12 protein-coding genes are annotated in these 12,395 nt (G+C 66.5%); 8 read left to right on the top strand and 4 right to left on the bottom strand.

What is annotated here, in order from left to right:
- The first annotated feature begins 2 nt into the window (after nucleotides 1-2).
- Nucleotides 3-911, top strand: coding sequence for a hypothetical protein (locus ABIE19_RS14220; RefSeq protein ID WP_354089869.1), 909 nt, complete (start codon nucleotides 3-5; stop codon nucleotides 909-911).
- 81 nt (nucleotides 912-992) lie between these two features.
- On the opposite strand, the gene ABIE19_RS14215 is transcribed toward ABIE19_RS14220, so the two are convergent.
- Together ABIE19_RS14215 and ABIE19_RS14210 are read right to left on the bottom strand one after the other, a co-directional pair.
- Nucleotides 993-1,424: a hypothetical protein gene (locus ABIE19_RS14215; RefSeq protein ID WP_354089868.1), complete on the bottom strand. Its 432-nt coding sequence runs from the start codon at nucleotides 1,422-1,424 to the stop codon at nucleotides 993-995.
- Nucleotides 1,425-1,616: 192 nt separating this feature from the next.
- Entirely contained in the window at nucleotides 1,617-2,960 is a 1,344-nt protein-coding gene (locus ABIE19_RS14210) for an MFS transporter (RefSeq protein ID WP_354089867.1), read from the bottom strand.
- A 190-nt stretch (nucleotides 2,961-3,150) separates the two neighbouring features.
- Between ABIE19_RS14210 and cyoA the strand changes: the two genes are divergently transcribed.
- Genes cyoA through ABIE19_RS14175 form a run of 7 tightly spaced genes read left to right on the top strand, consistent with a single transcriptional unit; the run spans nucleotide 3,151 to nucleotide 10,059 of the window.
- Nucleotides 3,151-4,365: a ubiquinol oxidase subunit II gene (cyoA, locus tag ABIE19_RS14205; protein ID WP_354089866.1), complete on the top strand. Its 1,215-nt coding sequence runs from the start codon at nucleotides 3,151-3,153 to the stop codon at nucleotides 4,363-4,365.
- 13 nt (nucleotides 4,366-4,378) lie between these two features.
- Nucleotides 4,379-6,388 (top strand): cytochrome o ubiquinol oxidase subunit I, encoded by a 2,010-nt coding sequence (cyoB, locus tag ABIE19_RS14200; protein WP_354089865.1) that lies wholly within the window; start codon nucleotides 4,379-4,381, stop codon nucleotides 6,386-6,388.
- Nucleotides 6,389-6,392: 4 nt separating this feature from the next.
- Nucleotides 6,393-7,037, top strand: coding sequence for a cytochrome o ubiquinol oxidase subunit III (gene cyoC / locus ABIE19_RS14195; RefSeq protein WP_354089864.1), 645 nt, complete (start codon nucleotides 6,393-6,395; stop codon nucleotides 7,035-7,037).
- Nucleotides 7,034-7,426 (top strand): cytochrome o ubiquinol oxidase subunit IV, encoded by a 393-nt coding sequence (gene cyoD / locus ABIE19_RS14190; RefSeq protein ID WP_354089863.1) that lies wholly within the window; start codon nucleotides 7,034-7,036, stop codon nucleotides 7,424-7,426. Before cyoC ends, cyoD begins: the two co-directional genes overlap by 4 nt.
- 19 nt (nucleotides 7,427-7,445) lie before the next feature.
- Entirely contained in the window at nucleotides 7,446-8,198 is a 753-nt protein-coding gene (locus ABIE19_RS14185) for an SURF1 family protein (protein WP_435521153.1), read from the top strand.
- Nucleotides 8,198-9,520: an ATP-binding protein gene (locus ABIE19_RS14180; RefSeq protein WP_354089862.1), complete on the top strand. Its 1,323-nt coding sequence runs from the start codon at nucleotides 8,198-8,200 to the stop codon at nucleotides 9,518-9,520. The genes ABIE19_RS14185 and ABIE19_RS14180 overlap by 1 nt, the downstream gene beginning before the upstream one ends.
- A complete protein-coding gene (locus ABIE19_RS14175; protein ID WP_354089861.1) occupies nucleotides 9,517-10,059 on the top strand; it encodes a response regulator transcription factor in 543 nt (180 codons plus the stop codon). The genes ABIE19_RS14180 and ABIE19_RS14175 overlap by 4 nt, the downstream gene beginning before the upstream one ends.
- 16 nt (nucleotides 10,060-10,075) lie before the next feature.
- Here ABIE19_RS14175 and ABIE19_RS14170 read toward each other — a convergent pair whose 3' ends face one another.
- Together ABIE19_RS14170 and ABIE19_RS14165 are read right to left on the bottom strand one after the other, a co-directional pair.
- Nucleotides 10,076-11,017 (bottom strand): DUF808 domain-containing protein, encoded by a 942-nt coding sequence (locus tag ABIE19_RS14170; protein WP_354089860.1) that lies wholly within the window; start codon nucleotides 11,015-11,017, stop codon nucleotides 10,076-10,078.
- Between the two features lie 345 nt (nucleotides 11,018-11,362).
- Nucleotides 11,363-11,989 (bottom strand): imm11 family protein, encoded by a 627-nt coding sequence (locus tag ABIE19_RS14165; protein ID WP_354090092.1) that lies wholly within the window; start codon nucleotides 11,987-11,989, stop codon nucleotides 11,363-11,365.
- Nucleotides 11,990-12,395: the final 406 nt, after the last annotated feature.

Genomic DNA, 12,395 nt, shown 5'->3' with positions numbered 1-12,395 from the left:
GCATGATTTCCGCAGCTCTGAGAAACGCCGCCCTGGCGTCCCTCTTCTTCTTCGGCGTCCTGGGCGCCGGCGGACAGGCGGCGGCGCAGGCCAAATGCGCCCTGACGATCGATTCCACCTCGGATCAGTGGGTCATCCGCTACAATCCGCTGGAGGACGACGTGGCTGTGCGCGAGTTCGACCTGACGCTTCGCAACAGCGGCGGCACGCCCTGCAACGGACGCATCAACACCTCGCTTCGCGGCGAAGCCTATGGTCTGACTTCACCGGGATCTTCGGTGCGCGTCCCCTACGGCATGCGCGACCAGCAGTCCGGCGCCAACATCACGCCGACCTCCGGTCAGTCCAACATCAACTCGGGCCCGCAACTTCAAGTCCCCAGGGAAGGGCAGGTCGTGGCGAAGATCCAGGTTGCGGTGAATCCGCCCGCCAATCTGGGATATGGGCGCTACACCCAGACCGTCTACATCTCCCTGCGCGCCGCCAACGGAGAGGTGCATGCAGAAGAGCCGATCGTCCTGGTGCTGGAGGCGGCGCCCGCCGCCATCATCGGCCTGAAGGGCGAGTTCACCCGCCAGGGCGGAACGCCGACGATCGATCTGGGCCAGTTGACCCAGGGCGTCCGCACGCTGAACACCAGCGTCTATGTGCACAGCACGGGCGGCTATCGGATGTCCGTCACATCCCAGAACCAGGGGCGGCTGCGTCAGACGGGCACAGCCTGGTACATCGACTATGGGCTGAAGCTGGGAACGCGGCCGGTCAACATGACCGCGCCCTACAGCTTCGACGTGGTGTCGAGCCAGGCGCGCAACGACGACTATCCCCTGACCATCAGCGTCGGCGATACCGCCGGGAAGCGGGCTGGGGACTATAGCGACATCCTGACCTTCACCATCGCGGCCATCTGAGGACGCCTCTGGCGACTGACGAAGGAAAACGCCCCGCCGGTCGATCCGGCGGGGCGTTTCTTGTCTAGGGCGTCGATCCGATCAGATCGGCTGGATGGTCAGGGCCAGGATCAGCGGCTCGTCCAGTTCCACCTCGTCGAAGCGATAGGCGACGCTGCGAATGGTGGCCATGTTGGAATGGCGCAGTTCCTGAATGCCGGACTTGGACAGCTCCAGGGCGCGGTCGCCATAGATCATCCGCGCCTTTTCCTTATCGGAGAGAGGGCGGTAGTGGGCCGAGACCGTGAACCCGCCGGGGCTGTTGCACGCCTCGACGACGGAGCCCGTGCGGCCAGCTTCGGCCATGACGGTTTCCGCCGGGCGCACCCAGCAGGCGACGGGCACGGTGGCCCGCAGCCGGTAAGAGTGCCCGGCCGTGGATGCGGCCGACGCGCCGGTCGCCGTCGCCGCGACCATGGCGCCTGCGGCGATGGCCAGAAGCGCGCCGCGTTTTGCCAGCTTCAACTTCCTCATGACGTCCTCGTCATCCTTGATGTCGAGGGTAAGATACTGGCGGCGTCTTAAGGTAAGGCGATCAGATAGACTTAGCGGCGATTGAACGTCTATCGTAAACTATCGCTAACCTTAATGTCCGGCGACAGGCGTGAAAAAGGGCGCGACCTGGAAGGCCGCGCCCTTTTCAGGCGGAGGGAAGGGGGCGGAGCGTCAGGTCTTGGCGCCGGCCCGGCCGCGGCCCAGTTCACGATTCAGCCACAGGGCCAGCAGGGTGCAGATCGCGCCCGACAGCAGATAGCCGCCGCCGGCGACCAGGCCGAACTTGCCCGACAGGGCCAGGGCCGCCAGCGGGGCGAAGCCCGCGCCGAACAGCCAGGCCAGGTCCGAGGTCAGGGCCGAGGCGGTGTAGCGGTTGGTCAGGCTGAAGCTGGAGGCGATGGCGCCCGAGGCTTGGCCGAACGACAGGCCCAGCAGGACGAAGCCCAGGATCATGTAGGCCAGCTCGCCGACCGGTCCGCCGTCCAGCATCTGGGGCGCGAAGCCCGAGAAGGCGGCGATGCCGGCGGCCGTGACGGCCAGCAGGGCGCGACGGCCGTAGCGGTCGGCCAGCCAGCCCGAGGCCAGGATGGCGGCTAGGCCGAAGACGGCGCCGACCAGTTCGATCATCAGGAAGCGGGCGGGCGATTCCTCCGTGTAGAGGAAGACCCAGGACAGCGGGAAGACCGTCACCATGTGGAACATGGCGAAGCTGGCCAGGGGGGCGAAGGCGCCGATGACGATGCCGCCGCCTTCCTCGCGCACGGCCTTGCCGACCGGGGTGGGGTGCAGCTCAAGCGTTTCGAAGGCGGCCTGGAAGGCGGGCGTCACCACGATGCGCAGGCGGGCGAACAGGGCCACCACGTTGATGGCGAAGGCCACGAAGAAGGGATAGCGCCAACCCCAGTCCAGGAAGTCGGCGGCCGTCAGCTTGGTCAGGAAGTAGGCGAACAGGGCGCTGGCCACCATCAGGCCGAAGGGCGCGCCCAGCTGCGGGACCATGGCGTACCAGCCGCGACGGTTCTCAGGCGCGCTGACGGCCAGCAGGGAGGCCATGCCGTCCCAGGCTCCGCCCAGGGCCACGCCCTGGCCGATGCGCAGGACGATCAGCATGACCGCCGCCCAGTGGCCGACCTGGGCGTAGCTGGGCAGGAAGCCCAGGCAGACCGTCGACAGGCCCAGCAGGAACAGGGCGATGGTCAGCTTGGTCCCGCGTCCGAAGCGTCGGTCGATCTCGATGAACAGGGCCGTGCCGAGCGGGCGGGCGATGAAGGCCACGGCGAAGACGGCGAAGGACAGCAGGGTCCCGCCCAGCGGTCCGGCATAGGGGAAGACCAACTGCGGGAAGACCACGACCGAGGCGATCGCATAGACGAAGAAGTCGAAGAATTCCGACGTGCGGCCGATGATCACGCCGATGGCGATTTCGCCCGCGTCTATTTTGCCGTGTCGTGCGTTGATGTGGCTGGCGTCCCGCTCGAGGGGCTCTGAAGAAGGCGCGCCGCTGGTGGCGTTCATGACCGATGACGTTCCCTGGACCCGGGCGCGACACGCGCGCCGACACGGTAAGAATGACGAAGGCCGCCATTTGCTCCCGATCCTCGTCGGGGGGGATAGGACGGATTGTCCAATGTCGTCCCTCGACCGGCGGCGCTACGGGCCGCGCAACATGACCGAGCCAGCACCCAATTTCCGGACAGGAGCCCTCGTGCGCCGCCTGCGACCTCTCCTGCTGTTGCCCCTCCTGGCCCTGTTGCCGGGGTGCGAGGCCGTCGTCCTGTCGCCGGCCGGCGACATCGCCGCCCAGCAGCGCGACCTGCTGGTCATGTCGGTCGTCCTGATGCTGATCATCGTCGTGCCGGTGATGGCGATGATCGTCTTCTTCGCCTGGAAGTACCGGGAATCGAACAAGAAAGCCCGCTACGAGCCGGACTGGGACCACTCGACCCACCTGGAGCTGGTGATCTGGGCCGCGCCCCTGCTGATCATCATCTGCCTGGGCGCCATCACCTGGTCGGGCACCCACCTGCTGGACCCCTATCGCCCGCTGGACCGCATCCACGCCGACAAGGGCCTGGCCGCAGAGGTGCAGCCGCTGCAGGTCAACGTGGTCGCCATGGACTGGAAGTGGCTGTTCATCTACCCGGAATACGGCGTCGCCACGGTCAATGAACTGGCCGCCCCGGTGGACCGGCCGATCCGCTTCCACATCACCTCGACCGGGGTGATGAACTCCTTCTACATCCCCGCCCTGGCCGGCCAGATCTACGCCATGCCGGGCATGGAGACCAAGCTGCACGCCGTTATCAACCGCCCGGGCGAATACGTCGGCTTCTCGGCCAACTATTCCGGCGACGGCTTCTCCAACATGCGCTTCGCCTTCCACGGCCTGGACCAGGCCGGCTTCGATCAGTGGGTCGCCGGCGTGCGCGCCGCCGGCCAGGGCCTGGACCGCGAAACCTATCTGGAGCTGGAGAAGCCCAGCGAGAAGGTGCCGGTCATCCACTACGCCTCGGTCGACGCAGGTCTGTTCGACGCCGTCCTGAACATGTGCGTCGAGCCGGGCAAGATGTGCATGGGCGAGATGATGGCCATCGACAAGAAGGGCGGCCTGGGTCTGACTGCCGTCCACGCCACCTGGCCGCTGGTCTATGACAAGTACGCCCGTCGCGGCGACGCCGTCTTCGGTTCGGGCGAGTCCTACGTCATGGCCGTCTGCACCCCGCTGGAGGCCGAAAAGGCCGCCGTCGACGCGGCCCGCCGTCGTCAGGAGCTGGCCGTCCAGTTGGAGCGTTCCGCCCCGGTCGCCCGGGTGACGGGCGCCGGCCTGGCCCGTCCGGGCCAGCCGATGGAGCTGGCCCAAGAACGGGTTCCGGCCGCTCCGTCCGCCGTTTCCGCCTTCGCCGCCGCGTCGCAATCCTGAGCGCCTGACCGACATGTCTATTGATCACATCGCATCCATGATCTTCGGCCGGCTGGACTGGAACGCCCTGCCGTTCCACGAGCCCATCCTGGTCGCCACCTTCGCCGTCGTGGTGCTGGGCGGCCTGGCGACGCTCGGCCTGATCACCCGCTACAAGCTGTGGGGCTATCTCTGGACCGAGTGGTTCACGACGGTGGACCACAAGAAGATCGGGATCATGTACATGATCCTGGGTCTGGTCATGTTCCTGCGCGGCTTCGCCGACGCCCTGATGATGCGCCTGCAGCAGGCCATGGCCTTCGGCGGGGCCGAGGGCTACCTGAACGCTCACCACTACGACCAGATCTTCACCGCCCACGGCGTGATCATGATCTTCTTCGTGGCCATGCCCCTGATCACCGGCCTGATGAACTATCTGGTGCCGCTGCAGATCGGGGCGCGGGACGTCTCCTTCCCCTTCCTGAACAACTTCAGCTTCTGGATGACGACGGCGGGCGCGGTCCTGGTCATGGCCTCGCTGTTCATCGGCGAGTTCGCGCGCACCGGCTGGCTGGCCTATCCGCCGCTGTCGGGCATCGGCTACAGCCCCGGCGTCGGGGTCGACTACTATATCTGGGCTCTGCAGATCGCCGGGGTGGGGACCACCCTGTCCGGCATCAACCTGATCGCCACCATCGTGAAGATGCGCGCGCCGGGCATGGGTCTGATGAAGATGCCGGTCTTCACCTGGACCTCGCTGTGCGCCAACGTCCTAATCGTGGCCTCCTTCCCGGTGCTGACCGCCGTCCTGGCCCTGCTGTCGGCCGACCGCTACATCGGCACCAACTTCTTCACGAACGACTTCGGCGGCAATCCGATGATGTACGTGAACCTGATCTGGATCTGGGGCCACCCCGAGGTCTACATCCTGATCCTGCCGCTGTTCGGCGTCTTCTCCGAAGTCACCTCGACCTTCTCGGGCAAGAAGCTCTTCGGCTACACCTCTATGGTCTATGCGACGGTGGTGATCACCATCCTGTCCTACCTGGTGTGGCTGCACCACTTCTTCACCATGGGCTCGGGCGCCAGCGTGAACTCCTTCTTCGGGATCACGACGATGATCATCTCGATCCCGACAGGGGCCAAGCTGTTCAACTGGCTCTTCACCATGTACCGCGGCCGCATCCGCTTCGAACTGCCGATGATGTGGACGATCGCCTTCATGCTGACCTTCGTGGTCGGCGGCATGACGGGCGTCATGCTGGCGGTGCCGCCGGCCGACTTCGTCCTGCACAACTCCCTGTTCCTGATCGCCCACTTCCACAACGTCATCATCGGCGGGGTGCTGTTCGGCCTGTTCGCCGCCATCAACTTCTGGTGGCCCAAGGCCTTCGGCTTCAAGCTGGACAAGACGTGGGGGCTGGTCAGCTTCTGGTGCTGGGTGGTCGGCTTCTGGGTCGCCTTCATGCCGCTCTACGTCCTGGGCTTCATGGGCGTGACGCGCCGGATGCGGGTCTTCGACGATCCGGCCTATCAGATCTGGTTCATCATCGCGGCCGTGGGCGTGGTCATCATCGCTGTCGGCATCCTGGCCATGCTGATCCAGTTCGCCGTCTCCATCATCAATCGCGACAAGCTGCGCGACGAGACGGGCGATCCCTGGCAGGGCCGCACCCTGGAATGGGCCACCTCCTCGCCCCCGCCGGACTACAACTTCGCCAAGACGCCGATCATCCATGACTCCGACGCCTGGTGGGACATGAAGGCGCGCGGCTACCAGCGCCCGACCGAAGGCTTCAAGCCCATCCACATGCCCAGCAATACGGGCGCGGGCGTGATCCTGTCGGGTCTGGCCCTGGTCGTGGGCTTCGCCCTGATCTGGTACATGTGGTGGCTGGCGGCGCTCGGCTTCTTCGCCCTGATCGCCTACGCCATCTTCCATACCTTCAACTACAAGCGCGACTACTACATCCCGGCCGAGACGGTGCAGGCGACCGAGGACGCGCGCTCCAAGGCCCTGGCGGCCGCAGCGTCGCAGGGGTGATCCGATGAGCCACGCTTCCTCCCTGAACCCCGACTACGTCGACGAGGCCGGCCGGCCGATCTACCACCCGGTCGAGGAGCCGCATCACCCGGAAGGCCACAGCACCATGCTGGGCTTCTGGATGTATCTGATGAGCGACTGCCTCATCTTCGCGATGCTGTTCGCCGTCTATGCGGTGATCGGCGGCAACTACGCCGCCGGCCCGTCGCCCAAGGACCTGTTCGACCTGCCGCTGGTGGCGCTGAACACCTCCATGCTGCTGCTGTCGTCGATCACCTACGGCTTCGCCATGCTGGCCATGGTCAAGAACCGCACGGCCCAGATGCAGACCTGGCTGGCGATCACCGGCGTCTTCGGCCTCTGCTTCCTGGGGATCGAGCTCTATGAGTTCGCCCACATGATCCACCTGGGCGCCACGCCCCAGCGCAGCGGCTTCCTGTCGGCCTTCTTCTTCCTGGTCGGCACCCACGGCCTGCACGTCACCTTTGGCTGCATCTGGCTGGTGACGCTGATGGTGCAGGTTTGGCGCAAGGGCCTGATCCAGGCCAACAAGCGCCGGCTGATGTGCCTCAGCCTGTTCTGGCACTTCCTGGACGTCATCTGGATCGGCGTCTTCACCTTCGTCTATCTGTTCGGGATGCTGCGATGAGCGCCGAGGCCCACAACGAACACGCTGTCGATCATCATCACGACGATCACCACCACGGCGACGACCACGATCATGGCTCGTTCAAGACCTATATGATCGGTTTCCTGCTGTCGGTCGTGCTGACGGCGATCCCGTTCTGGCTGGTCATGACCGAGGCCCTGGCGCCCCAGACGACGGGCCTGATCATCACGGCCTTCGCCGTGGCGCAGATCATCGTCCACATGATCTTCTTCCTGCACATGAACCATAGGTCCGAGGGCGGGTGGAACATGCTGGCCCTGATCTTCACCATCGTGGTGGTGGTGATCGCCGTCGCGGGTTCGGTCTGGGTGATGTATCACCTGAACACCAATATGATGCCCGTCCACGACATGCAGACGATGGGCTGACCCCGCGCGGGAGACGCCCTTGCCGCCTTCGCCTGACAGTCCTGCTCCAAAAGGCCGGTTCCGGCTGGCGGCGGGGGCCGTGGTCTTCGCCGTCCTGTTCGCCGGCTTCTCGGCCCTGGGCGTCTGGCAGGTCCAGCGCCTGGCCTGGAAGCAGGATCTGATCCGCCAGGTCGAGACCCGCATCCACGCCGCGCCCGTCGCCGCGCCCGCGCCCGATCAAGTCGTCACGCGCGCCGCCGACCAGTATCGCCGCGTCGCCGTCAGCGGCCGTTTCGATCATGGCCGCGAGACCCTGGTGAAGGCGGTGACGGATCTGGGGCCGGGCTACTGGGTCCTGACCCCGCTGGCGACCGATCGCGGCTTCACCGTCCTGATCAATCGCGGCTTCGTCCCGGCCGAACGCGCCGCGCCCGCCGCGCGCGCGGAAGGCCAGGTCGAAGGGGCGCGCGACGTCGTCGGTCTTCTGCGCCTGACCGAGCCCAAGGGCGGCTTCCTGCGCGCCAACGACCCGGCGGGCGACCGCTGGTTCTCGCGCGACGTGGCGGGGATCGCCGGGGCGAGGGGCCTGTCAGGGCCGGTCGCCGCCTATTTCATCGACGCCGACGCCGCGCCCAATCCCGGCGGCTGGCCGCGCGGGGGGCTGACGGTCGTGCGCTTCGCCAACAGCCACCTGATCTACGCCCTGACCTGGTTCGGCCTGGCGGGCCTGTGCGTCCTCGGCTTCTGGCTCTTCCGTCGCGAGGAAGTCCGGCGACGGGGAGGGGGCGTCTGATGGCCCTGATGCGCGTCCTGCGCGGTCTGACCGGCCTGGACGACCGGGACGAGGCGCCGGTCTCGCCCGGCGCGGCCGGGCGGCGCAACATGCTGCTGCTGATCCAGTTGCGCTGGCTGGCGGTCATCGGCCAGGTGGTGACGATCGCCGTCGTCCACTGGGGGCTGAAGATTCCCCTGCCTCTGGGCATGCTGCTGCTGGCGCCGGCCGGGCTGGCCCTGATGAACGTGGCCAGCGCCCCCGTGACCCTGCGCCGCCATACGGTCACGGACCCGGAACTGCTGCTGGCCCTGTTCGTCGACGTGGCGGCCCTGACCTGGCTGCTCTTCTTCAGCGGCGGTACCGGCAATCCCTTCGCGGCCCTCTATCTGATGCAGATCGTCCTGGCGGCGGTGCTCCTGCGGCCCTCCTACGCCTGGGGCTTCGTCCTGATCACCAGCGCCTGCCTGGGCCTGCTGGCGGTGTGGCGCCTGCCCCTGCCCCTGCCGCCCGGCGCGGACGAGAGGCTGGGCCTCCTGCAGGCCGGGGCCCTGGTCAACTTCATCCTGATCGCCGTCCTGCTGGTGGCCTTCGTCACCCGCACGAGCAAGAATCTGCGGGCGCGCGACGCCTATCTGGCCGAGGCGCGGCAGCAGGCGGCGGAGCAGGATCACATCGTCCGCATGGGCCTGCTGGCTTCCGGCGCGGCGCACGAACTGGGCACGCCCCTGGCCTCGCTCTCGGTCATCCTCAGCGATTGGAAGCGCATGCCGGCGCTGAAGGCCGACGCCGATCTCAGCGCCGACATCGTCGAGATGCAGGCCGAGGTCGAGCGCTGCAAGACCATCGTCACCGGCATCCTGATGTCGGCGGGCGAGGCGCGGGGCGAGGCGCCGACCGTCACGACCCTGGGCGGTTTCCTGACCGAGATCACGGCCGAGTGGCGCGAGAAGTCGAACGACGCCATGGCGGTGATCCTGCGCGTCCCGACGCCCCTCGACCCGCGCATCATCGCCGATCCGGCCCTGAAACAGGTCTTCAGCGCCCTGCTGGACAACGCCCATGAGGCCGGGGCCGAGCGCATGGTGGTCGCCGCCGCACTGGACGACGACCTGCTGTCGGTCGAGTTCAACGACGACGGCCCCGGCTTCTCGCCCGAAATCCTCGAGCGCCTGGGCCAGCCCTATCAATCGACCAAGGGACGGGCGGGGGCCGGGCTGGGCCTCTTCCTGCTGGTCAATGTGATGCGCAAACTGGGCGGCGGCGTCGTGGCCGCCAATCGACGCGACGGCGGCGCCTGCGTCCGCCTGACCCTGCCTCTGGAGGCTTTGGCTCCGAAATGACCGACACCGACGCCCCCCGCCGCCTGCTGATCGTCGAGGACGACGAGGCCTTCGCCCGGACCCTGCGCAAGTCGTTCGAGCGACGCGGCTACGAGGTCGTCTCGGCCCGCAGCCACGAACAGCTTCAGGACCTGCTGAAGGTGCATCACCCGCAATACGCCGTGGTGGATCTGAAGCTGGGGGCGGCCTCGGGCCTGACCTGCGTCCAGACCCTGCACGCCTTCGACCCTGAACTGGTGATCGTGGTCCTGACCGGCTTCGCCAGCATCGCCACGGCGGTGGAGGCCATCAAGCTGGGCGCCCGCCACTACCTGGCCAAGCCCGCCGGCACGGACGAGATCGAGGCCGCCTTCGCCCGTCAGGACGGCGACCCCGACGCGGCCCTCAGTGCCCGCCCGACCTCGATCAAGACCCTGGAATGGGAACGCATCCACGAGGTCCTGGCCGAGACTGATTTCAATATTTCCGAGACCGCGCGGCGCCTGGGCATGCACCGCCGCACCCTGGCCCGGAAGCTGGAGAAGCGTCAGGTGACGTGAGGCGGCGCAGCGCCTCTCAGTGCGCGCCGCGTCCGAACAGCTTCAGGCCCTGGTGCAGCAGGACGGCGATCAGGCCGCCCAGGATCAGGCCCAGCACGGCGGACAGCAGGGCCGTGATCGTCCAACCGGCCACGCCGCCCAGAGGGCCCAGGGCGCCGCCGACCGCATGGGCCAGGTGCTCGATCGGCTCGGCCGGCCAGGCCAGGCCCAGAGTGTGCGAGCCATGCACCAGGATGCCGCCGCCGACCCACAGCATGGCCACGGTGCCGATGACGGACAGGGCGGAAAAGACGCCCGGCATGCCCTTCACCAGTCCGCGTCCGATCGCCTGGCTGGACCTGGACGGACGCTTGGCCATGTGCAGGCCGATGTCGTCCAGCTTCACCAGCAGGGCGACCGCGCCGTAGACGGCCACGGTCATGGCCAGGGCGACGACGATCAGCACGCCCGCCTGGGTCGCCAGGGGCGCGTCCGTCACATCGGCCAGGGCGATGGTCATGATCTCGGCCGACAGGATCAGGTCGGTGCGCACGGCGCCGGAAACCGTGGCCTTTTCCAGATGGGCGGGGTCGTCGCTGACCGGCTTCTCTTCCGCCTCGTGGCCGCCGAACATCTCCATGACCTTCTCGGCGCCCTCGAAGCACAGATAGGCGCCGCCGCACATCAGCAGGGGCGTGATGGCCCAGGGGGCGAAGGCGGTCAGCAGCAGGGCGACCGGCAGGATCAGCAGCAGCTTGTTGCGGATCGACCCCACGGCGATCTTGCCGATAATCGGCAACTCCCGGCTGGGCGACAGGCCGGTGACGTATTTCGGCGTCACCGCCGCGTCGTCGATCACCACCCCCGCCGCCTTGCTCGCCGCCTTGCCCGAGGCCGCGCCGATGTCGTCGACGGAGGCGGCGGCCAGCTTGGCGATGCTCGCGACATCGTCGATCAGGGCCATGAGACCGGAGGGCATGGGACAGCACCGAGAAAGGAAAGGGGATTCAGAATCCCTTCCTGCCCGCGCCGACGCCCCTTGGGAAGGGCCAAGCTTCGTCTCGAACGCGGCGCGTTCATGCTGATCGACCCGAGGCTTCCACGACTGGGCCTCCGCAACGGCGGCGCCGAATGTCGAGCGGGCGTCTAGGAAGCGACTCAGAAGTGCATGCCTTGCAGGCGGATGGACGCAGCGCCAACTCTTCGCTGCACGATCACTTCGAGTGGGACGACAGCATCGCGGCGAGCCGTATCGTGGTCTGACGTCGCAATCGCCCGTCCAGGTTGTCAGCGGATAGGTAGAATCCGTTTGAAGGGGAACTTCTTAGATATCGGCTACATCGCGCAGTCGCACGCCGGAGAAGTTCACCGCACTCAATGCATCAAACATCGCGCGGTCGCAGATGGGAGGCGCTCCCATGCGATCCTGGCGGAAGATATGGGCATCTCCCACAAGATCTTGTTTGAACACCAGGCTGGCTCCGCCGACGAGGCTGTAAAGTTGCTCGTCCTCGCCGGTCTGATAATTGTGATCGAGCTTGATCCTCACGCGAGAGGCCGCTTCATCCAGGGCGTCGATCCTGCGCAGCACATTGCCTAGGTAATACTGAGGGCCGGAGCTCCCGTCAGCAAGGCTGAAGTCGCATGCCGCAAATGCAAACGCCTCAGCATCCATCTGCTCAAACAGTTGCTTCAAAGGCTCAGACACAATCCATATGCCAGCGAACTCTTCCAGATCGCGCGGCATTCCGCCCTTCTCCGGTACATGAACCAGGCGGGGGCGCTCCGGATACTGATCTGGCGTTCCGTTAGGACGCGAGACGACGTTCATCCCCGGATGGATCAGCTTCTCTTCGTTGGCGATTTCTATGCCGGCAACCCTGCCGTTACCCAAGAAGCCGGCGTCGACTAGAAAAAATTCGCCCTTATGAGGTGCAGCTTCGACTGAAATTTCGATGGCGGTCAGCTCGGTTACGAAACGGGGAAGCAGTTGAGCCGATGCTAGCCGACCTTCCGAACACCAGCTAGGGGCGGTTAGCCGCCGTCTAACTGAAACGACGAAAGCCTGCCCTCCGAAGAGAGCGGGCCTCGATAGCTAAGCATGGCTACTGCTCAGTGTTGCACGCGGCGGTGCGTGGCGCCGCGGCCCTAGCCAGAACCGGGCGTTCAACCAGGAATATCGGGGATTCAAGCGCTGCCTTCTCCTCCAGGACCGTTGCGCGTTCAGTCGCCTCCGAGGCGGAAGCGCAATCCAGCCTCAGCATCTCCGCCGACTGGCTGGCACCGACTATTGAAGGCGAGGCCTTGGCCTGCGCGTTCAGGACGGTTTTCGCAGACGGGCTCCACAGGCGCCGGTG

It is taken from the genome of Brevundimonas faecalis (assembly GCF_040549405.1).
GTDB classification, from domain to species: Bacteria; Pseudomonadota; Alphaproteobacteria; order Caulobacterales; family Caulobacteraceae; genus Brevundimonas; species Brevundimonas faecalis.
The sequence above is the reverse complement of the archived record's forward strand: the minus strand, read 5'-3'. Positions and strand labels throughout refer to the sequence as shown.

Bases quoted from the DNA above. Each gene is read 5' to 3' on its own strand.
- ABIE19_RS14210 (WP_354089867.1), bottom strand. From the start codon at position 2,960: ATGAACGCCACCAGCGGCGCGCCTTCTTCAGAGCCCCTCGAGCGGGAC.
- cyoB (WP_354089865.1), top strand. From the start codon at position 4,379: ATGTCTATTGATCACATCGCATCCATGATCTTCGGCCGGCTGGACTGG.
- cyoC (WP_354089864.1), top strand. From the start codon at position 6,393: ATGAGCCACGCTTCCTCCCTGAACCCCGACTACGTCGACGAGGCCGGC.
- ABIE19_RS14180 (WP_354089862.1), top strand. From the start codon at position 8,198: ATGGCCCTGATGCGCGTCCTGCGCGGTCTGACCGGCCTGGACGACCGG.
- cyoD (WP_354089863.1), top strand. From the start codon at position 7,034: ATGAGCGCCGAGGCCCACAACGAACACGCTGTCGATCATCATCACGAC.
- ABIE19_RS14175 (WP_354089861.1), top strand. From the start codon at position 9,517: ATGACCGACACCGACGCCCCCCGCCGCCTGCTGATCGTCGAGGACGAC.
- ABIE19_RS14220 (WP_354089869.1), top strand. From the start codon at position 3: ATGATTTCCGCAGCTCTGAGAAACGCCGCCCTGGCGTCCCTCTTCTTC.
- ABIE19_RS14170 (WP_354089860.1), bottom strand. From the start codon at position 11,017: ATGCCCTCCGGTCTCATGGCCCTGATCGACGATGTCGCGAGCATCGCC.
- ABIE19_RS14215 (WP_354089868.1), bottom strand. From the start codon at position 1,424: ATGAGGAAGTTGAAGCTGGCAAAACGCGGCGCGCTTCTGGCCATCGCC.